Annotated in this window: 17 protein-coding genes and 1 pseudogene; 10 read left to right on the top strand and 8 right to left on the bottom strand. The window is 62.7% G+C overall.

Features of this window, described 5'->3' with window-relative positions:
• Positions 1-2: 2 nt before the first annotated feature.
• From IF809_RS07320 to IF809_RS07310, 3 genes are all read right to left on the bottom strand, one after another.
• Positions 3-1,469, bottom strand: a complete 1,467-nt coding sequence (locus IF809_RS07320; RefSeq protein WP_462837221.1) for a sodium:solute symporter family protein — start codon at positions 1,467-1,469, stop codon at positions 3-5.
• Entirely contained in the window at positions 1,466-1,663 is a 198-nt protein-coding gene (locus IF809_RS07315) for a DUF3311 domain-containing protein (protein ID WP_453982960.1), read from the bottom strand. The genes IF809_RS07320 and IF809_RS07315 overlap by 4 nt, the downstream gene beginning before the upstream one ends.
• Positions 1,664-1,827: 164 nt before the next feature.
• On the bottom strand, positions 1,828-3,546 hold the full coding sequence (locus IF809_RS07310) for a caspase family protein (RefSeq protein WP_462837220.1): 1,719 nt from the start codon (positions 3,544-3,546) through the stop codon (positions 1,828-1,830).
• Positions 3,547-3,709: 163 nt separating this feature from the next.
• Here IF809_RS07310 and IF809_RS07305 point away from each other — a divergent pair, with 163 nt between their 5' ends.
• From IF809_RS07305 to IF809_RS07285, 5 genes are all read left to right on the top strand, one after another.
• On the top strand, positions 3,710-5,065 hold the full coding sequence (locus IF809_RS07305) for a hypothetical protein (RefSeq protein ID WP_128965318.1): 1,356 nt from the start codon (positions 3,710-3,712) through the stop codon (positions 5,063-5,065).
• A 61-nt stretch (positions 5,066-5,126) separates the two neighbouring features.
• Positions 5,127-6,323, top strand: coding sequence for a methionine adenosyltransferase (gene metK, locus IF809_RS07300; RefSeq protein WP_453982962.1), 1,197 nt, complete (start codon positions 5,127-5,129; stop codon positions 6,321-6,323).
• A 123-nt stretch (positions 6,324-6,446) separates the two neighbouring features.
• The gene (gene ahcY, locus IF809_RS07295) at positions 6,447-7,868 is read left to right on the top strand and encodes an adenosylhomocysteinase (RefSeq protein WP_453982963.1); all 1,422 of its coding nucleotides are present in this window, start codon (positions 6,447-6,449) and stop codon (positions 7,866-7,868) included.
• Positions 7,869-7,920: 52 nt separating this feature from the next.
• Entirely contained in the window at positions 7,921-9,264 is a 1,344-nt protein-coding gene (locus IF809_RS07290; protein ID WP_462837219.1) for a glycosyltransferase family 87 protein, read from the top strand.
• 45 nt (positions 9,265-9,309) lie between these two features.
• Positions 9,310-10,782: a flavin-containing monooxygenase gene (locus IF809_RS07285; RefSeq protein WP_462837218.1), complete on the top strand. Its 1,473-nt coding sequence runs from the start codon at positions 9,310-9,312 to the stop codon at positions 10,780-10,782.
• A gap of 20 nt (positions 10,783-10,802) precedes the next feature.
• Here IF809_RS07285 and IF809_RS07280 read toward each other — a convergent pair.
• Both IF809_RS07280 and IF809_RS07275 read right to left on the bottom strand, forming a co-directional pair.
• Positions 10,803-12,024, bottom strand: a pseudogene (locus tag IF809_RS07280) (MFS transporter).
• A gap of 36 nt (positions 12,025-12,060) precedes the next feature.
• Complete coding sequence (locus IF809_RS07275; protein WP_462837217.1) at positions 12,061-12,771, bottom strand: SDR family NAD(P)-dependent oxidoreductase; 711 nt, start codon at positions 12,769-12,771, stop codon at positions 12,061-12,063.
• Between the two features lie 203 nt (positions 12,772-12,974).
• On the opposite strand from IF809_RS07275, the gene IF809_RS07270 reads away from it, so the two are divergent.
• From IF809_RS07270 to IF809_RS07250, 5 genes are all read left to right on the top strand, one after another.
• On the top strand, positions 12,975-13,898 hold the full coding sequence (locus tag IF809_RS07270) for a LysR family transcriptional regulator (RefSeq protein WP_462837216.1): 924 nt from the start codon (positions 12,975-12,977) through the stop codon (positions 13,896-13,898).
• A 136-nt stretch (positions 13,899-14,034) separates the two neighbouring features.
• A complete protein-coding gene (locus tag IF809_RS07265) occupies positions 14,035-14,190 on the top strand; it encodes a hypothetical protein (protein WP_164938570.1) in 156 nt (51 codons plus the stop codon).
• Positions 14,191-14,334: 144 nt separating this feature from the next.
• Complete coding sequence (locus IF809_RS07260; RefSeq protein WP_453996819.1) at positions 14,335-15,264, top strand: aspartyl/asparaginyl beta-hydroxylase domain-containing protein; 930 nt, start codon at positions 14,335-14,337, stop codon at positions 15,262-15,264.
• Between the two features lie 32 nt (positions 15,265-15,296).
• A complete protein-coding gene (locus IF809_RS07255) occupies positions 15,297-15,755 on the top strand; it encodes a YybH family protein (RefSeq protein ID WP_462837215.1) in 459 nt (152 codons plus the stop codon).
• A gap of 150 nt (positions 15,756-15,905) precedes the next feature.
• Positions 15,906-17,246 (top strand): MFS transporter, encoded by a 1,341-nt coding sequence (locus IF809_RS07250; protein ID WP_462837214.1) that lies wholly within the window; start codon positions 15,906-15,908, stop codon positions 17,244-17,246.
• A 65-nt stretch (positions 17,247-17,311) separates the two neighbouring features.
• Here the strand turns inward: IF809_RS07250 and IF809_RS07245 are convergent, their stop codons facing one another.
• From IF809_RS07245 to galE, 3 genes are all read right to left on the bottom strand, one after another.
• Entirely contained in the window at positions 17,312-18,013 is a 702-nt protein-coding gene (locus IF809_RS07245) for a fumarylacetoacetate hydrolase family protein (protein WP_453982972.1), read from the bottom strand.
• A gap of 36 nt (positions 18,014-18,049) precedes the next feature.
• Complete coding sequence (locus IF809_RS07240; RefSeq protein ID WP_462837213.1) at positions 18,050-19,852, bottom strand: ABC transporter ATP-binding protein; 1,803 nt, start codon at positions 19,850-19,852, stop codon at positions 18,050-18,052.
• Between the two features lie 119 nt (positions 19,853-19,971).
• Positions 19,972-20,985, bottom strand: a complete 1,014-nt coding sequence (gene galE / locus IF809_RS07235) for a UDP-glucose 4-epimerase GalE (RefSeq protein WP_453996829.1) — start codon at positions 20,983-20,985, stop codon at positions 19,972-19,974.
• Positions 20,986-20,993: the final 8 nt, after the last annotated feature.

Here is a 20,993-nt window from a genome sequence, read left to right as displayed (position 1 = left end):
TGTTATTCCGCCGCAACGCGCCCGGGCTCGGCGGCGTGCCGGGTCACGGCGCTCACCACGATCAGTACGAAGAAATTCACGATCAGCGCGACAATGCCGATGTTGAGATCCTGGATCTCCGGCGGCAGCCACGGCAGCTTGTGGAAATTCACGCCAGTCAGGCTGACAAGGGCAACCGTGGCAACGCCGGCGATAATGCCCGCCATCGCGCCTTCGCGCGTTGCGATGTTGCGTTCTGCGAGGCTGAGCACGAGTGATGGAAACAGCTGGGTGACCAGGCTGTAGCCCATCAGCAGCAACGCAACGATAGTCTGCCCGCCCTTCAATGTGAAAAACACGGCAACCAGCGCCACGACCGGCACCAGGAGTCGTGCCAGCAGAGACACTCTTCGATCGTCAGCCGATGGATCGAATGCGCGGTAAAGATTGTTGGCGATCAAGGTCGCCGCAGTCATCAGGATCATCGATCCAGGCACCAGGGCAGTGAGCACACCCGTCGCGCCGATCACACCAACGAACCAAGGGTCGAATGTCTTCACGGACAGCTTGAACAGAGCCAAATCGATGTTCGGGCCAGTGAGTCCGGGAACCTGAAGGATCGCTGCGAAGCCCACGAAAAACACGAACAGCAGGATGAGCTGATAGAGCGGCAGCACAATCGCGTTCTTGCGAATGACCCTGGCGCTTCTGGCCGTATAGATCGAGCCGAAGCTGTGCGGCCACATGTAGAACCCGAGCGCCGTGAGCAGCACGGTCGAGGAAAACCACCACAGGCTTTCGCCGTGCGGCGGCAGCACGGTGAAGCCTGGTTTCGCCTGTTCGATCGCCGAGAACATCGAGGCGAGTCCGCCGTAATAGTGATGGGGTATGTACACCCCAAGGAAGATCACGACGACGAGGATAAAGAGATCCTTGGCGACCGAGGTCCAGGCCGAGCCGTGTACGCCTGAGACCATCACATAGGCGGCCACGACAATTGCGCCGCTCCAGATCGCGACGGTGGAGGAGATCGCCTCATAGCCGGCGACCTCGACGATGATTCCCAGCCCCTTGAACTGAAGAACGAGGTAGGGGATCAAGGCCACGATATCGACGATCGCGACAATGACGCCCAGTGCCGGACTATCGTATTTGCGCACGAAGAAGTCCGATTGGGAGTATAGCCGGTGTTCCTTGGCATAGCGCCAGATCGGCGGCAGCATGAAATAGGACAGCACGTAGGCCAGGGTGCCATAGGAGAGAATGTAATAAGCCGGGGCACCCTTGCCGTAGGCGTAGCCGCTGCCTCCGAGGAAGGTGAAGGTCGTGTAGATCTCTCCGGCGAGCAGCAGGAACACGAAGATCGCGCCGAAGCCGCGCCCACCCACGGTCCACTGTTCCAGGCTCATGTCCTTTCCTCGACGGGCGAGAAAGCCCAGCGCAAGCGCCAGCAGCGCGGCGGCGACAATGAAGGGCAGCGCGCTGTTCACGACTCTTCCCCCCGGTTGGCGGGATCGGCCGCGTAGATCACGGCCATGATGAGTGACGTGATCAGGATCCACACGACGATCCAGGCCAGCAGGAATGGCAAGCCAAGGATCAGTGGATCCGCCCGATTGACGAAGAACGGACCGAGTATCAGCGCCACGAACGGAATGATGGCAATCCAGCGGATGTTGCGCATGGACAAAAGACTCTTGTTCCCGGTGAGAACCGATGCATTTTGTGAAAGTTCCTGTCCGGTACCAATGGCTAAGAAAGCCTTCGAGCCCGATCAAAGACGGGCGATGACAACGAGTGTGTAGCCGATGGCTTCTCGATCCTGACGTGGCGGCACAATCGTCACCGTCACTTTTCCGTCAGATATACTTCGCCCAACAGCGAGGAGTTCGACCACGGCACCTGCTTGTTCTTCGTGGTCGAGACCACCTCGGCTCGCACGCGCGTCAGCATCTGCTGGACCTCCAGCCCCGGGGTGCCGATGTGGCGGGAGAGCGCGGCGGAGAACGGGGAGTTGGCGCCTTCGCCGTCGAGCGCGACCTGGCCCGGCGCGGTCGCGAATGCGATCAGCGTGCCGGCTCCCAACGTTGCACCGGATCCGAGGCTTGACGGCGCGGCGAGGCCGGGTGCGCCCTCGATGCTGCGGCTGCTGCCGGCGCTTGCGACCTGCTGCGCCATCGGATTGTTGCGGCAGGCATCGAAAATCAGAATGTTGGTACGAACCTGATCGTCGAGGCCGGCCATGATCGTATCCATGTCGATCATCGCTTGCGTCATATTGGCGCCCGACTTGAGCTCGACGTCGACGGGAATGAGATAGTTGCGGCCGTCGACCTGCACGCCATGGCCGGCATAGTAGACCAGGGCGACCTGCGCTCGCGCCGCTTCGCGCAAGAAGTCGCGCGTCATCTTCTGCATCGCGGCACGATCGAGATCGATCCCCTCTGACACCGTGAAGCCGATGTCGCGCAGGCTTTTTGCAACAGCGCGCGCGTCGTTGGATGGATTGGGCAAAGCCTTCACATGTGCGTAGGCGCCGTTGCCGATGACCAGCGCCATGCGGCTACCGCGAACGGCTGGCGCAGACGAAGACGCGGCTGGCGCGCCCGTCTGCTGTGGGATAGGGGCTGCTGCCGGCTGGCTCGTCGGCGAGGGCGCATCGCGCGGGATTGGCGCAGTTGTCTCCGTTACCAATGACAGCCGCACCTTTGCGGTGGCCTGATTGGCCTTGCTGCCGGCGTCGGACGCTGCGATCGCCAGCGAGGCGTTGTAGTCGTCCTTTGCGTGTGCGTAGTCGCCCTTGGCCTCATAGGCCAGCGCGCGATGCGTATACGCGGAGATCAGCACGCTGTTCGGCGGCGTCATGATGTTGACCGGTGGCTTGTCCTTGGCAAGCCGGATCGCCTCGCTGCCGTCGGCAATGGCCCGATCGAGATCGCCTCTCGCGCGCCAGATCGCGGTGCGGTTGATCAACGGCTGCGGCAGTGTCGGATCAAGCCGGATCGCCTGGTTGATGTCGGTGAGTGCGCCATCGAGATCGCCAAGCGCTTCCTTCGCGATGCCGCGGTTCTGGAACGAGAATGCCGATTTCGGATCGGCCTTGATCGACTTATCGTAGTCATCGATGGCCTTGGCGTAGTTGCCCTTGCCGCGCCAGGCATTGCCGCGGTTATGGAAGATGATGCCGCTGGGCGGGCCGAGCTTCAGCGCATCGTCGAAATCCGCGATGGCGATGTCGTAGTCGCCCTTGTCGTAATAGGCGGAGCCCCGCAAGTTGTAGACCGCCTGGCTCGGCTGGAGCCGGATCGCCTCGGTGGTGTCGGCGATCACTTTGGCGTAGTCGCCTTTCTTGTTCGAGCCCACCGCGCGCCAGAAATAGACGGTCGCGAGTTGCTCGCCCTTGAAGACCTTCAAGGCGATGATCTTGGTGCAAGCGTCGACCATCTGGTCCGCCGGCGTCGTCTCGGTTGTGCAGAGCGGCCCGAGCTGACTGCGCGATTGAGCTGATGCCGGCGCCGACCCCAGGAAGGCGGCAAGCAGGGTGAGCGCGACGAGCAGGCGGCGCATGTGCTGTTTCCTTGAGAAGAAGTGTTTTGTTTGTTGCCCGGCGGCGCCTTGGGGTTCACGCCCGATATCTGACGTGGGGTAAAGCAGCCGGTGGTATTCCCTCAGTGGGCAGAATTTGCTACGGACGAAAGTCCCAATTCTCCTGCCCACCATTCTCCCACTCATGAAGAACGACGAAATCCTGAGCCAAATCACGGAGTTCTGCCGCAAGGCGGATATGGCGGAATCGACGTTCGGCCGGCGTGCGGTGAACGATGGGAAGCTCGTGCACCGCCTGCGTGAGGGCAAACGGATCACGATCGACACGCTGGAGCGTATCCAAGCCTATATCGCAGCCTCGACGACCGGCGGCCTGCCGCCTCCGCGCGGGCTCCAAGTGCCCCCGGAAAAGCGCGATCCACGGGGCAATTTCCGCTTCTTCGAGAACCGGCAGAAATATCTGCTGTTCGTCCACACCTGCAGCGAGAAGCGGGTGATCGCCGACCGGGTGGCGCTGGAGCTTGCCACCATCCATCCGCGCCCGCCGGCTTTGCGCATTTTCGACGCCGGGGTCGGCGACGGTACGGTGCTGGCGCGGGTGCTCCGTGCCACGCACCAGCGCTATCCACACATGCCGTTCTATGTCGCGGGCAAGGAGCTCAGCCTCGAAGATCTGCGCCTGTCGCTGGAGAAGGTGCCCGACCGCATTTTTGAGCATCCGGCATCGGTTTTCGTCTTCACCAACATGTTCTACTCGGAGGCACCCTGGCTGACGCCGGCTTCGCCAGCTGCCGCCGCCGCCACGGTATGGCACGAAGTCCCGCTGCGAGGGGCCTCGTCAGGCGAGTTCGAGCAGCAGATTGCCGAGCTGCGGCCATTTCTGGAGCAGAACTGGCGTGCCGCGATCAGCCCACGCACGGCCATGCCGCTGTATGAGAGACCAGTCGTTCTCGTGCTCTACCGCGAGGACCACAGGTTTCTGCTCGATTCGACCATTCCACGGCCGGGGCAGGCCGAGGCCAATTTCGACCTCGTCATTGCGTCCCAGCCATACCGGGCTCTGTCCTCGGTCAACTTCCGGGCCAAACGCATCATTGCACCGCTGGCACGGGCCTTGCGGCCGGGCGGTCGCCTGATCGGTATCCATTCCCATGGGCACGATCCCGGCATGGAAATGATCCAGGCGATCTGGCCCGGAGAAAATCCTTTCTCGGTAAGCCGTCATGAGCTATTGCGCGCCGTTAAGTACGAACTCGGATCGTTGGGCCGCGACCTCAATTTTAATGCTTACGCGGATAACCGTTCGATCTTCAGGTATGATATGGAAGCGCTGCCCAACGAGGTGACGGGTACGATCGGAACCTCGACGGCCTTTGCAGCGTGGAATGCGGCGGTGTATGTCGCTCAGATTGAGGACGACCGGTTGACTGATATGACTCAAAACGGCCGCACTCTGGATGCCGCCAGGGATGTGCTGCGAAAGTACAACGGGCTCTGGTTTCTCGACGAATCCTACGTCATCTCGCGCCGGCGTGATTGACATAATCCAACTGTAAACATCGCAAACGTCCGCCGGTAGCGGTGGAACAAGGGGTTTCTTGATGCGCGCGTCCTATCTCTTCACCAGCGAGTCCGTGTCCGAAGGCCATCCGGACAAGGTCTGCGACCGGATCTCCGACGAAATCGTCGACCTGTTCTACCGCGAAGGGCCGAAGGCCGGCATCGACCCGTGGCAGATCCGCGCCGCCTGCGAAACGCTCGCGACTACCAACAAGGTGGTGATCGCTGGCGAGACCCGCGGACCGAAATCGGTGACCAACGAGCAAATCGAAAGCGTCGTGCGCGAAGCCATCAAGGACATCGGCTACGAGCAGGAAGGTTTCCACTGGCAGAAGGCCGACATCGAAATCCTCTTGCATCCGCAGTCGGCCGACATCGCGCAAGGCGTCGATGCGCTGCAGCCGGGCGAAGTAAAGGAAGAGGGCGCGGGCGACCAGGGCATCATGTTCGGCTACGCCACCAACGAGACACCCGACCTGATGCCGGCCCCGATCTTCTACGCTCACAAGATCCTTCGCCTCATCTCCGAAGCCCGTCACTCCGGCAAGGAGAAGGTGCTGGGTCCCGACTCCAAGAGCCAGGTCACCGTGCAGTACGAGAACGGCAAGCCGGTCGGCGTGCGCGAGATCGTGGTGTCGCACCAGCATCTGGTCGAGGACATCTCGTCCAAGCAGATCCGCGACATCGTCGAGCCCTATGTCCGCGAGGCGCTGCCGAAGGACTGGATCACGCCGAAGACGATCTGGCACATCAACCCGACCGGAAAGTTCTTCATCGGCGGTCCCGACGGCGACACCGGCCTGACCGGCCGCAAGATCATCGTGGATACCTACGGTGGCGCGGCCCCGCACGGTGGCGGCGCGTTCTCCGGCAAGGACCCGACCAAGGTCGATCGCTCCGCGGCCTATGCTGCGCGCTACGTCGCCAAGAACATCGTGGCTGCCGGTCTTGCCGATCGCTGCACCTTGCAGCTCGCCTACGCCATCGGCGTGGCGCGCCCGCTGTCGATCTACATCGACACGCACGGCACCGGTAAGGTGTCGGAGGACCAGCTCGAGAAGGCGGCGGCGCAGGCGATGGATCTGACGCCCCGCGGCATCCGCCGCCATCTCGACCTCAACCGCCCGATCTACGCGCGCACCTCGGCCTACGGCCATTTCGGCCGCACGCCCGACAATGAGGGCGGCTTCTCCTGGGAGAAGACGGATCTCGTCGAGCCGCTCAAGCGCGCGCTTTAATTTTCTTGCGTCGTTCCGGGGCGCTGCAGCAGCGGTACCCCGGAATCTCGAACTGCCGGATTCAGGGTTCGCTCGATGCACGAGCGCCCCGGAATGACGAGCCAAACAAACAGGATCCCCCTTATGAACGCGAAGCCCGGCTTCACCGATTACATCGTCAAGGACATTTCGCTCGCCGATTTCGGCCGCAAGGAGCTCTCGCTCGCCGAGACCGAGATGCCCGGCCTGATGGCAACCCGCGAGGAGTACGGCCCGAAGCAGCCGTTGAAGGGTGCGCGCATTGCCGGCTCCCTGCACATGACGATCCAGACCGGCGTGCTGATCGAGACGCTGGCAGCCCTCGGCGCCGACATCCGCTGGGTCTCCTGCAACATCTATTCGACGCAGGATCACGCCGCGGCGGCAATCGCCGCCGCCGGCATTCCCGTCTTCGCCGTCAAGGGTGAGACGCTGAAAGATTACTGGGACTACACAGCTAAGCTGTTCGACTGGCACGGCGGCGGTCACCCGAACATGATCCTCGACGACGGCGGTGACGCCACCATGTACGTCCATCTCGGCTTGCGCGCCGAGAACGGCGACACCGCCTTCCTCGATAAGCCCGGCTCCGAGGAAGAAGAAGTCTTCTTCGCGCTGTTGAAGAAGCAGCTCAAGGAAAAGCCGAAAGGTTACTTCGCCGGCATCGCCAGCAGCATCAAGGGCGTCTCCGAAGAGACCACCACGGGCGTTCATCGCCTCTACGAGATGCAGAAGGCCGGCACGTTGCTGTGGCCGGCGATCAACGTCAACGACAGCGTCACCAAGTCGAAGTTCGACAACCTCTATGGCTGCCGTGAATCGCTGGTCGACGGCATCCGCCGCGGCACCGACGTGATGATGTCGGGCAAGACCGCCATGGTCGCGGGCTTCGGCGACGTGGGTAAAGGCTCGGCGGCCTCGCTGCGCCAGGCCGGCTGCCGCGTGATGGTGTCGGAAGTCGATCCGATCTGCGCGCTCCAGGCCGCGATGGAAGGATACGAGGTCACGACGATGGAAGATGCCGCGCCCCGCGCCGACATCTTCGTCACGGCGACCGGCAACAAGGACATCATCACCATCGAGCACATGCGCGCGATGAAGGATCGCGCCATCGTCTGCAACATCGGCCACTTCGACAACGAGATCCAGATCGCGGGTCTGCGCAATCTGAAGTGGACCAACATCAAGCCGCAGGTCGACGAGATCGAATTCCCCGACAAGCACCGCATCATCCTGCTGTCGGAAGGGCGTCTCGTGAACCTCGGCAACGCCATGGGCCATCCTTCCTTCGTGATGTCGGCATCCTTCACCAACCAGACGCTGGCGCAGATCGAGCTGTTCGCCAACAACAAGGACGGCAAGTACAAGAAGGAAGTCTACGTGCTGCCGAAGACGCTCGACGAGAAGGTTGCGCGCCTGCATCTCGCCAAGATCGGCGTCAAGCTCACCGAGCTGCGCAAGGATCAGGCCGATTATATCGGCGTGAAGCAGGAAGGCCCGTACAAGAGCGATCATTATCGCTACTGAGATCGGAAAGGCCCCTGAGCGATCAGGGGCCTTTTTTCGAACCATATGGACTTTGCTGTCGTCGTTCTTTCAAGCGTCGCCGGCTGTTAACGAGGCCCTAACGGCCCTGTTGCATGGTTGGCCTCCATTCCCAACGGCCAGCGCCCCCATGACGTCTGCAGATCAGTCAGAGAGATTTCGGGCCCCCCAGCCGCAGGCACCCGGCACGGAGCTGTTCAATCCGGACCGTCTGCGTGTTGTTGCGCGTTGCTGGATCGCGGTTGCGGCGATCGGCTATGTGGTCGATCTCCTGGGGCGAACCCGCGTCGGTCTCACGGACGGCATTCGCAGCCCGTTTGGCGATGATTTCATCAATTATTGGTCGGGAGCCTATCTGGCTCTGCATGGCCGCGCAGCCGAGGTCTACGACTTCGCCACCTTCCACGACTTCGAGACCTCGGTGGTCGGGCCGCATATCGATCTGTATCACTATTCCTACCCGCCGGTTCTTCTGCTGCTGACCGCACCGCTCGCGCTCGTTCCCTATGTCCCGGCCCTCTTCGTCTGGCTGGCGTCGACCTGGTATGGCTTCTATCGCGCGCTGAAGCTCGCCGCCGGCGACAATGCGCTGCTGCTCTCGCTCGCGGCGCCTGCCATGTTCATCAATGCGATCGGCGGACAAAACGGCGCATTGACGGCCGGCGTATTGGGTGGGGGCCTGCTGCTGGTGGATCGCCGGCCAACCCTTGCAGGGGTCTTGTTCGGGCTCCTGGTCTACAAGCCGCACCTGGCATTGATGCTTCCTGTTGCGATGATCGCGGGTCGGCGATGGCGCGTGGTCATTGCGGCCGCAGTCACCGCGCTCCTGCTCATCTGCGCCAGCACGATAGTCTTTGGCCCCGCCGTCTGGGCCGAGTACCAGCACCATGTTTCGGTGCTGCGCACGGTGATCCTCGAGGATGGCTCCGGGGTCTGGCATCGAATGATCTCGGTCTTCGTGTCGGTCCGGCGCCTTGGGGGGACCGTTGAATTGTCCTACGCAGTACAGGGGGTGTTCGCGCTCGCGGCAGCATTGGTCGTTGGCTGGAGCTGGTTGCGCGACGATCCGGCGCCCATTCGCAATGCACTCGTCGTTGTCGGTACCTGCCTCGCCACGCCCTATCTTCAGGACTACGACCTCGTGATTGGCGCATTTGCCGTGGTGTGGCTCAAGAACGCTCAGCAGCACTCGCAAATCTCCGCCCACTGGTTCGATGCCGGCGCGGCAATGCTGCTGTTGCTGCCCCTCATGGCCGCCTCGCTTGCCAAATTGAGCGGGCTCGCCTTCGGGCCACTGTTCTTCATCCCGCCGTTCATCTTGCTCGGCGCGCTGTCGATGGAGCACCGTCGAGCATATTCCACCATCCTGGCCCGTTGACTGGCCGCCGCAAGGATCGGACAATCCTCCCCGGGAGGAGATCCGATGACGAGCGCTCTTCAAGAGGAATATTTCGACGTGCTCATCGTCGGTGCCGGGCTATCGGGCATCGGCGCGGGCTATCATCTTCAGAAAAAGTGCCCAGGCAAGAGCTATGTCATCCTGGAGGGGCGCGACTGTATCGGCGGCACCTGGGACCTGTTTCGTTATCCGGGCATCCGCTCCGACAGCGACATGTTCACGCTTGGCTATTCCTTTAAGCCGTGGACCGATCCGAAGGCGATCGCGGATGGGCCGCAGATCCTGAACTATGTGCGCGAGACGGCAGCCGAGAATGGCATCGATAAGCACATCCGCTTCCGCCACCGGGTCAAACGCGCCGGGTGGTCGACGCCTGAGGCGCGCTGGACCGTCGAGGTCGAGCGCACGACTGGCGAGGGCATGACGGAACTCTTGCGCTTCAGCTGCAATTTCCTGTTCATGTGCTCGGGCTACTACAAGTACGAGGCGGGCTACACGCCGGAGTTCAAGGGCGTCGCGGATTTCGCCGGCCGGATCGTGCATCCGCAGAAATGGACCGACGATATCGACTATGCGGGCAAGCGCGTGGTCGTGATCGGCTCGGGTGCGACCGCGGTGACGCTGGTGCCGGAGCTTGCGAAGAAAGCGGCGCAGGTCACCATGTTGCAACGCTCGCCGACTTATGTGGTGTCGCGTCCGGCGCAGGATCCCGTTGCAAACAAACTCCGCCGCAACCTGCCTGCGCGGCTCGCCTATCATTTGATCCGCTGGCGCAATGTGATGTGGGGGATGTTCTTCTTCCAGCTGAGCCGGCGGCGACCCGATAAGGTGAAGAACCTCATCCTTGGCGGCGTGCGTATGGCGCTCGGACCGGACTACGATATCGCAACCCATTTCACGCCACGCTACAACCCCTGGGATCAGCGGCTCTGTCTCGTGCCGGATGGCGATCTGTTCAGGGCGATCCGCGAAAAGCGGGCCGCCGTCGTTACGAACGAGATCGACACTTTTACCCACGATGGCATCCGTTTGAAGGACGGCAGCGAGCTTGCCGCCGACATCATCGTGACGGCGACGGGCCTGGTGCTTCAGGTCGTCGGTGGCCTGGAGGTCAGCGTCGATGGCCGCGCCGTCGATTTCGCGCACACCCTGACCTACAAGGGTATGATGTATGCCGACGTGCCGAACATGGCGTCGGCCTTCGGTTACACCAACGCATCCTGGACGCTCAAATGCGACCTGACCTGCGAATACGTCTGCCGGCTCATCAACTACATGGACCGGCATAATTTCCGCCAGTGCATGCCGCACAACGACGACCCTGAGATCACCGCACAGCCCTCGCTTGATTTCACCTCGGGCTATGTGCAGCGCTCGGTCGCAAAAATGCCGAAACAAGGCTCGAAGCGGCCTTGGCGGCTCTATCAGAACTATGCGCTCGACATCGTCTCCTTGCGCTTCGGCCGAATTGATGACGGCGTGATGCGATATTCCTGATCACGCCGCTATGGTCGGTTCTAGGCTTTGCGCGTGATGAGTGCGAGGCAAAGATCGATCGCCAGCGCCAGGACCACGGCGCCGCCGCCGAGCGCGAACAGGACCGGATAGTCGCCTCCTGTCTGAGCATAGATCCAGGAGAAGCCATAAGCGGCGGCAGCCTGGAACAGGGCAAAGCTGGTGGTGGCATGGCTCCATGTCGCCCGTTGCTGCTCCGTCGCATGCGGGATGAGCTCATGGATTCGTCCGAGCACCAGCGGCACGATGCCCGGCGTGAAGCCGCCAACCACGATGCTGGACACGATCAACGAAATCGGTGCGGTGCTGACGGTTGGGAGCAACACGGCGACCGCCTCGACCAAAAAGGCCGCGCGCAGAGCTGGGCCGAAGCCGGAGCGGTCGCCGAGATGGCCGGTGACCAGTGGGCCGATGATCGCGCCGAGCCCATACAGAACCCAATAGCGCGATCCCGCCGCAATGCCTTGGTAGACCGCGCGCGACGAAATCGACGATGAAGACCATGTGCGGTACCAACGCCACGGCATTGAGCCCGTACTGGATGAGCAGCGCACGAGCGGCGGAGGAGGTGTGATGCTGCTTCGCACTGCGCGAAGGCGCGGTATCAGTCGTAGCTTCCGCAGGCCAATTCCACCAGCTCGCGAGCGTCAGAATAGCCGAGAGCGTGCCAAGACCATACCAGCTCTGCCGCAAGCCCTGTTGGAGCAACAGCGGCACCAGCGTGCCCGATGCGGCGACGCCGAGGCCAACGCCCGCAAAGATCACGCCGCCCACGATGCCTCGCCGGACAGGCGAGGTGTGCGGAAGGATGACGGAGGCCGCCAGCACCATAATGATGCCACCGGTGAGGCCGGAGAGGAAACGGCAGATGAAGAACCAGGTGAAGGACACGGGTGCTGAGCTGGCAAAGAAGGAGAGGGTGGCCAGCAGCATCATCCCCCGCAGTGCGCGAACGGCGCCGAGGCGGGCGGCAACAGATCGCGCCGCGAGCGCGCCGGCGAGATAGCCGGCGAGGTTTGCAGCGCCGAGATAGACGACGTCGGAGGCGCTGAACCACTTTGCCGCGATCAGAGCCGGAATCAGCGGAGTATAGGAGAAGCGGGCAAGGCCAAGTCCGACCAGGGATGCGGCGAGTCCCGCGATCGCATATCGCCAGCCTGCACCCGGCCGCGCATGCGGCCGGGTATGGACCAGAGGTTTGGTGTCGGCATTCAATTCGGTCACATCGGCCTCCTGCGCATCTGTTGGCCCCGCTGGATCTCAATGGCCGGCGCTCTGGCCGCCATCGACATGCAGGATCTCGCCGGTGACGAAGGATGCACCTTCGAGATAGAGCACGGCTTCAACGATGTCGGACATCTCGCCCATGTGGCCGACCGGGTGCATCGCGCCGAGCTGGGCGTGCGTCGCGACCGGGTGCATTGGCGACTTGATGATCCCTGGCGCAACCGCGTTCACGCGAATGCCGCGTGGGGCGTATTCGATCGCGAGCGACTTGGTCGCGGCGTTCAGCCCGCCCTTGCTGAGCGACGCCAGCACCGAGGGTACGTTTGAATTGGCGTGATCGACCAGAGTGGTCGTGATCTGGACAATATGGCCAGATCCCTGCTTCTCCATCTCGGCAATGGCGAGCTGCGTGATGTTGAAGAAGCCGGCGACGTTGGTGCCCATCACCGCCGCGTAATCCTCGGCCGTGTAGTGCGTGAACGGCTTGGCGACGAAGATACCTGCATTGTTGACCAGCGTGTCGATGCGGCCGAAGCGGGCGGTGGCTTGTGCGACCACGCGCTCGGCCGTCTTCCGGTCAGCGATGTCGCCGGGAATGGCGAGGACATCGTCGTCAGCCGATGGCTTGATGGAGCGCGAGGTTGCGACGACACGATAATTGCGATCGCGAAAACCCTGAACCAGAGCGGCGCCGATGCCCTGCGATGCTCCAGTGATGATGGCGACCTTCTGCTCGATACCCATGACGGGCTCCTGTTGTTGGTCCGTGCCGGCATTGGGCCGACTTGACCATTGAGGTACGCCGGGATCGGCTGGCTGCGAATACGCGCTGTCCGGCAGACACTCTTTCGCGGCGCGTACGAATACGGGATTGGCGCCGGGCGCCAGTTGTCGTGATGAGAGCGAACGCCTAGCCTGCCCACGGATTCACGGAGGGACGGAAGGGCATGGATCGTCTGGATGCGATGAAGGTGTTTGTCCTTGCGGTGGACGAAGGCAGTCTCGCGGCGGCAGGCCGCAAGCTCGGCCGGTCGCCGGCGGCGGTCAGCCGCGCCATCGCCTTCCTGGAAGCGCGGATGGGCACCGAGCTGCTGCACCGGACCACGCGCTCGATCAAGTTGAGCGAGGAGGGCGAGCGCTACGTCGCGGTGTGCCGCCGCGTGCTCACCGAGTTGGATGAGGCCGATGACATCGCGGCCGGACCGCGCACGGTACCGCGAGGCCTGCTCACGATCACGGCGCCTGTGGTGTCCGGAGAGATGGTGCTGCGACCGATCCTCGATGCGTTTCTAGATGCCTATCCGACAGTGTCGGCCAAGCTGCTGCTGTTCGATCGGGCGGTCAATCTGATCGAGGAGGGCGTCGATGTCGCACTGCGCATTGGTCCTCTCGCCGATTCGGCGATGGTGGCCATGCGGGTCGGCGAGACCAGCCGCGTCGTGGTGGCCGCGCCGCACTATCTGAAGCAGCATCCGCGCATCACCGAGCCTGGCGATCTCGCCAAGCACCAGATCGTGGCAATGGCCCACCTTCCGAATTCGTGGACCTTTACGGCGCAAGCCGGCTCGTCAGCGCCGCGGACGGTCCAGTTTACTCCGCGCCTTGTCGTCAACAGCACCTATGCGGCGGTGGCCTCGGCGGTTGCCGGACGCGGCATCGCGCGGATGTATTCGTACCAGGTCGCCGAGCAGGTCGCTCGCGGTGAGCTTGCGCTCGTGCTCGCTGGCGACGAGGATCCGGAGATGCCGGCACATTTGATCGCTCCGCAGGGCCGGCTCTCGGTGCCCAAGGTGCGAGCCTTCACCGACTTTGCCGTGCCGCGGCTGAAGAAGCATTTTGCCCAACTCAAGAACAGCCTCAAGTCGCGCTAGACATTCCGGCGACGCCGCGAATGCCCATGCGCCGTTGGGCTGCATTGGCGACGGTTCCGAACGGTTAACGCCGGATTAACGGATGAGGCTTAGCCTCTCTCCGCCGGGGTTACTCGCAAAAGCCGAGGTGAGCCCAATGGAAGCCCAGAAGATCGCGGTCGACGCCGTCGTCGCGCTGACCGATTGCGACCGCAAGGCTGTGGTTGCCTTTATCCGCCAGCTCTATCTCGCTGGCGTCACCGACCCCAAGCGCCTGACTTTCAAGGGTCTTCAGGCGCTGTCGCGAGCCTAATTTGGCCCCTTTTTGCCGGCTTTGCCCGAGTTCCAGGCCGGCTTGGCTCTCCCCGGCGTGATTGCAACCCACCGGTGAATACCTTGCCGCTTGGGCTGGGTCAGGTTACACGACACCCGGCTGGGTCACTTGGGATTGGGGAAAATGCTGAAACAGCTTTTTGCGCCGCAACTCGTCATTTTGTATGTACTTGCGGCATCGACCATCTACGTTCATTTCCGGGGCAAGCAGCGGTTGCGCTTCGCGCGCCAGCTCGGGGACCACTCGACATATCTCGCTCCCTACAATGTGCTGATGTATGCGGGCTCGGCCGTGCCGAACAAGCCGGTGATCGCCGTCGAGCAGTTTCCGGAGTTGAAGCCACTCAGCGAGAACTGGGAGACGATCCGCGACGAGGCCATCCGCCTGTTCGATGAAGGTTTCATCCGCGCGGCTGCCAAGAACAACGACTGGGGTTTCTATTCGTTCTTCAAGAGCGGCTGGAAGCGGTTTTACCTCAAGTGGTACGACGACTTCCTGCCGTCGGCGAACACGTTGTGCCCGAAGACGGTAGAGCTGCTCAAATCGATCCCGAGCGTGCATGGCGCGATGTTCGCAATGCTGCCGCCCGGCGGCAAGCTCGGTGCCCACCGCGATCCCTTCGCCGGCTCGCTACGCTATCACCTCGGCCTGGTCACGCCCAACTCGAACAAGTGCCGCATCCTCGTTGACGGCGTCGAATGCGTCTGGCGTGACGGCGAGGCTTTCATGTTCGACGAGACGTTCATTCACAGCGCGGAGAACGCGACCGACGTCAACCGCATCATCCTGTTCTGTGATGTCGAGCGCCCGATGAAGTTCGGCTTCATGACCGCGATCAACCGCTGGGTCAGCCATCACATCGTTAAGGCGTCGGCGACCCAGAACGTCGAGGGCGAGAATGTCGGCGTGCTCAACAAGGTGTTCGGCAAGCTCTACGAGATCCATCTCGGCAGCCGCAAGGTCAAGGAGTGGAACCGCAACGTCTACTACACGCTGAAATACTCGCTAACGGCGCTGGTTCTCGGCCTGATTGTTTTTTCAGCGCTGAAGTGATCGGCGAAGTTGGACGTGTCTGGAGCAGAGGAATGACCTCGTTGCCGACCGCTGACAGCGAGACAGATCAGTTCTTCCGTCAGTGGCTTGAGACCTTCGCGGGCTACGTCCGCGAGGTTGACTATGCCTCGGCGAGGCCGCTCTTTCATCCTGACGTGCTCGCCTTCGGCACGCACAACGACGTCATTCCCGGCCTCGACCAATGGGTCTCGACGCAATGGGACAACGTCTGGCCGAAGACGACCGACTTCCGCTTCGTCCTCGATCAGGCTTCGATCCTGGCCTCGTCCGACGGCACGATGGCGACAGTGATCGCGCCCTGGACGAGCACGGGCTATCATCCCGATGGCAGCGCGTTCTCACGGCCGGGCCGCGCGACCATGGTGTTTGCCAGGAGCGCCGATGGCTGGCTCTGCGTGCATTCGCACATGTCGCTCAACCGCGGTGTTCCGCAGGCAAGCCATGCCAATCGTCAGGTGAAGGCCTGGTAACCATGCAGTCACGGCCCCCTCCATCGGCCGACTAAAGTTTTAGCTTCGCGTTCCGGTCTCAGCTGGAACCCTTGGAACCCAACATCGTTTATTCCGCAACGAACAACCGATGAAACCCGCGAGCGGGGGCCTGTCCGAGGGAGCATTCCCATGGCAACACTTGGCCTCGACTCCACTCAACTCACTGTATACGAGCACCAGCGGCAGCTTCGACGCGCCGTGATCGCCTCCACGATCGGGACAGCGATCGAATGGTATGACTTCTTTCTCTATAGCACCGTCACGGGTCTGGTGTTCGCGAAGCTGTTCTTTCCGAACTCCGATCCCTGGGTTGGCACGCTGGAGGCGTTTGCGATCTACGCGGTCGGCTTCGTCGCGCGCCCGATTGGCGCGGCGATCTTCGGCCATTATGGCGACCGCATCGGACGTAAATCCACACTGATCGCGACGCTGCTCTTGATGGGGCTGGCGACCGCCGCGGTGGCTGTGGTGCCGAGCTATGCGAGCATCGGCATCTGGGGCGCCGTGATTCTCACTGTGCTACGGTTCGTTCAGGGCGTCGGCGTCGGCGGCGAGTGGGGCGGCTCGGTGCTGATGTCGATGGAATGGGCTCGCAACGACCAATCCCGAGGACTGATCGCATCGTGGCCGCAATTCGGCGTGCCCTGCGGCCTGTTCCTCGCCAACCTCGCCGTGCTGGCGTTCAGCCAGATGGCGGGCGATCAGTTCCTGGCCTGGGGCTGGCGCATTCCGTTCGCGCTCAGCATCATTCTGGTCGCTGTCGGCCTTTACATCCGGCTTGGCATTCTTGAAACGCCGGTGTTCTCGAAGCTTGTGGCTGAGCGTCAGGTCGACCGCACGCCGATGCTGACGGTGATCCGTGACTATCCGAAGGAGATCCTGCTGTCCGCCTTCGCGCGCATGTCGGAGCAGGCACCGTTCTACATCTTCACGGCCTTCGTCTTCTCCTATGGCATCGGCACCCTGCACGTCTCGCGCGACTTCCTGCTCACCTCGGTGCTGTCGGCTTCGGTGCTGTCGTTCATCTCCATCCCGCTGTGCGGCCACATCTCCGACCAGATCGGCCGCAAGAACATGTACATGCTCGGCGCGGCGGCGACGGGCATCTTCGGCTTCATCTATTTCGCGATGCTCAACACGGGATCGCTGACTATCATCTTCGTGGCGATCATCCTGTCGCTAATTCCGCACGACATGCAGTATGGGCCGCAAGCCGCCTTGATCGCCGAGAGCTTCACCGGACGCTTGCGCTACAGCGGCTCCTCGCTCGGATATCAGCTCGCATCCGTGATTGCCGGCGGTCCGGCGCCGCTGATCGCCACTTGGCTGTTCGGCACATTCCACTCTGCAACCGCCATTGCAGTCTACATCGCGATTTGCGCGGTCCTGACGCTGGCCGCCACCGCGATGATGACCGATTACACCGGCAAGGACATCAACGCGGTGGGCGCGCACGAGCGGCGAGCTTGAGACCGCAAAAAAGCCCCGGACGCGACATCCGGGGCTTTTTGCTTTTCTGTGACTGGAGCTCAGCTTTACTCCGGCTGGCCGATGCTCACCTTTAACGTGCCGACGCCATCGACGCCGCATTCGAGCTTGTCGCCGGGTTGGAGCTGCGACACACCGGCCGGCGTGCCGGTCATGATGATGTCGCCGGCGGCGAGCTTCACCTGCTGCGAGAGCTGCCAGATGATCTCCGGCACGTTCCAGATCAGCTCGGTAAGGTCACCCTTCTGGGCTTCCTTGCCGTTCACCGTGAGCCAGATCTTGCCCTTTGAGGGGTGGCCGATCTTCGAGGCCGGCTGAATTGCGGAGCAGGGGGCAGAGCCGTCGAACGACTTGCCGATCTCCCATGGGCGCTCCTTCTTGCGCGAGGCGATCTGAAGATCGCGACGGGTGAGGTCGATGCCGACGGCGTAGCCGTAGACGTGGTCGAGCGCCTTGTCGGCGGGGATGTTGAGCCCGCCGCTCTTCATCGCAACGATGAGTTCGACCTCGTGATGCAGATCCTTGGTCAGCGGCGGATAGGGAATGGTGGCCCCATCGGGCACCAGCATGTCGGCATGCTTGGCGAAGAAGAACGGCGGGGCGCGCTCGTCGTTGCCCATCTCGCGGATGTGCTCGAGATAGTTGCGGCCGACGCACCAGATGCGGCGCACGGGATAGCGGCCGCTTTCTCCAACGACGGGAAGCGAAGCCTGGGGCGGAAGCGGGATGACGTAGGAGGCGGCGTTCATGGAGCGATCTCGCTGCTCTGGGTGGATGAGAGAACTCTATGCGGTAGCGCTGATCGGCGCCAGAGCGCCGGCGTCGTGATGTTGCAGGCGGAAGAATGAGGCGTAGCGGCCGCCGCGACGTAGCAATTCCTCGTGCCGGCCCCGTTCGACGATCTCGCCGCCCTCGACCACCAGGATGCTGTCGGCATGCATGATGGTGTGCAGGCGATGCGCGATCACGATGGTGGTGCGGTTCTGGCACAGATGCTCGATCGCCTCCTGCACCTGCCGCTCGGATTCGGAATCAAGCGCCGCGGTGGCTTCGTCCAACAGGATGATCGGTGCGTTCTTGATCAGCGCGCGCGCTACCGCGATGCGCTGGCGTTGGCCGCCCGAAAGCTGTGTGCCGTGCTCGCCGACCGGCGTATCGTAGCCGAGTGGGAAGCCCATGATGAAATCATGCGCGCAGGCCGCCTTCGCGGCGTCGATGATCTCGTCCTCGCTCGCGCCCGGCCTGCCGAAGGCGATGTTGCTCCGGATGGTGTCGCGGAACAGATAGACGTCCTGGCCGACATAGGCGGTTTGCGCGCGCAGCGACTTGCGGGAGACCGCGCCGATCGACTGGCCGTCGATCACGATGTCGCCTTGCGTGACCTCGTAGAACCGCAGCAGCAGCGCCAGTACAGTCGACTTGCCGCCGCCGGAGGGGCCGACCAGCGCGGTGACCTTGCCGGGCTCGGCTGTGAAGCTCATGCGGTTGAGCACAGTCTCGCCCGAACGATAGGAGAAGCTCACACCACGCAGTTCGATCTGTGCGTCGGAGAGCTTCAGCGCCGGCTTGTCGTCATCGGACTGCTCGCTCGCCGGGCTGTCGATGATTTCGAGCAGCATGCGGGCGCCGACCAGCTGGCTGTTGAGATCGATGTTGAGCCGCGCCAGCCGCTTGGCCGGTTCGGTCGCCATCAGGAACGCGGTCATGAAGGAGAAGAACGCGCCGGGCGTGGCGTTGAGTGCGACCACCGCGTAGCCGCCGTACATCAGACAGCCGGCGACCGCGAAACCGCCCAGCATTTCCATCAGCGGATTGGAGCGGTTGGCGACGCGGGCCATCTTGTTGGCGTTGCGCTCGACGATCGCGATGTTCTCGTCGATGCGCTTCTGCATGGTGTCTTCAAGCGTGAACGCCTTGACCGTGCGGATGCCTTGCAGTGACTCCTGCATCGTCTCCATGATGTCGGCAGTGCCGGTGAACTGGTTGTAGGCGAGCCCCTTGATGCGCTTGACCAGCTTGCGCAGCACCAGCATCGCCGGCGGCACAGCGACAAGGCCGATGAACGACATCAACGGGTCCTGCCACACCATCACGCCGATCATGGCGAGCAGCATCAGGAGGTCGCGCCCGATAGCGTTCACCAGCATGTTGAGCACATCGGTGATCGATTTGGCACCGGCCGTGAGCCGCGCCAGGAATTCTGATGAATGCCGCTCTGAGAAGAAGCCGACGCTCTCGCGCATCAGCTTGGCGAACAGCTGGCGCTGGTTCGTGGCAAGGATAGCGTTACTGATCTTGGTCAGGATCACCATGTGGCCGTAGGTTGCTACGCCCTTGATGAAGAGCAGCACCACCGTGACGCCTGAGAACATCGCAATGCCCGGGATGTTCTTGTCGACATAGGCCTGGTTAATGACCTGGCCGAGTACGTAGGTCGCGCCGGCGGTGGCGCCCGCGGCAGCCGCCATCAGCGCAAAGGCAACAAGGTAACGCCGCCAATAGACGACCCCCTGTTCCATGACCAGGCGGCGAATCAGGACCGCTGCCGCATAGGGATCGTCGGTGATTTTCTTTGGAAACTGGGCCATCCGGTGTCCATTGACGGCCAAGGCGAAAAGCCTGCCCGCGCGTCAGGGATCGAATGGCCTCTGTGCCCGCTAAAGCTCCGCTTTTCAAGCCCAATTAAGGGCTTGCGCCGGAAGCGATTTTAAGCCGAGACGGCGTGGCGGAGCTCGCCGTGGCGCTCGCGGAACAGCTTGTCCTCCCAAGCCAGTGCGTGCGCCGCGATGGTCTCGAGGTCGTCGTATTGCGGCTTCCAGTCGAGCAGGCCGCGGATGCGGCTGGTGTCGGCGACCATGGTCATGATGTCGCCGGGCCGGCGCGGGGCATATTGCACGGCGAAGCTGCGGCCGGACACCCGGCGCACCGCGTCGATGGTTTCAAGCACCGAATAGCCGCGGCCATACCCGCAATTCAGCGTGGTCGAGGCGCCGCCGTTGCGCAGGTAGGCCAGCGCCGAGCGATGCGCCTGCGAGAGGTCGGTGACGTGGATGAAGTCCCGAATGCAGCTTCCGTCCGGGGTCGGATAGTCGGTGCCGAACACGTCGATCTTGGCGCGCTGGCCGGTCGCAGCCTCGACCGCGATCTTGAGCAGATGGGTGGCACCAACCGTGGCAAGCCCGATGCGCGCCTGCGGATCCGCACCCGCGACGTTAAAATAGCGCAAGCTCACATACTTCATGCCGTAGGCGGCGGCGACGTCGTGCAGCATGATCTCGGTCATCAGCTTGGACGAGCCGTAAGGAGAGAGCGGCCGGGTCGGCGCGTGCTCGGGCACCGGCACCTGGTCCGGATTGCCGTAGACGGCGGCGGTCGAGGAAAAGATGAAGCGGCTGATGCCGCGCTTGACCGCGACGTTGAGCAGGTTGCGCGCGGTCATGAAATTGTTGCGGTAGTAGCCGAGCGGATCGCGCATCGAATCCGGCACCACGACGGAGCCCGCGAAATGGATGATGCTCTCGATGTCGTGCTGGGCGATCACGCCCTCGAGTAAATTCTCGTCGCCCGCATCGCCAATGAACAGCGGCACGCCCTCGGGCAGATAGGCTGAGAAGCCGGTCGAGAGATCGTCAATCACGACGACATCCTCGCCGGCTTCCGCCAGCGCCAGGACCGTGTGACTTCCGATATAGCCGGCGCCGCCGGTGACTAGCACAGTCATGATCTCAC

The sequence above is a fragment of the Bradyrhizobium sp. UFLA06-24 genome (assembly GCF_054967145.1).
The sequence above is the reverse complement of the archived record's forward strand: the minus strand, read 5'-3'. Positions and strand labels throughout refer to the sequence as shown.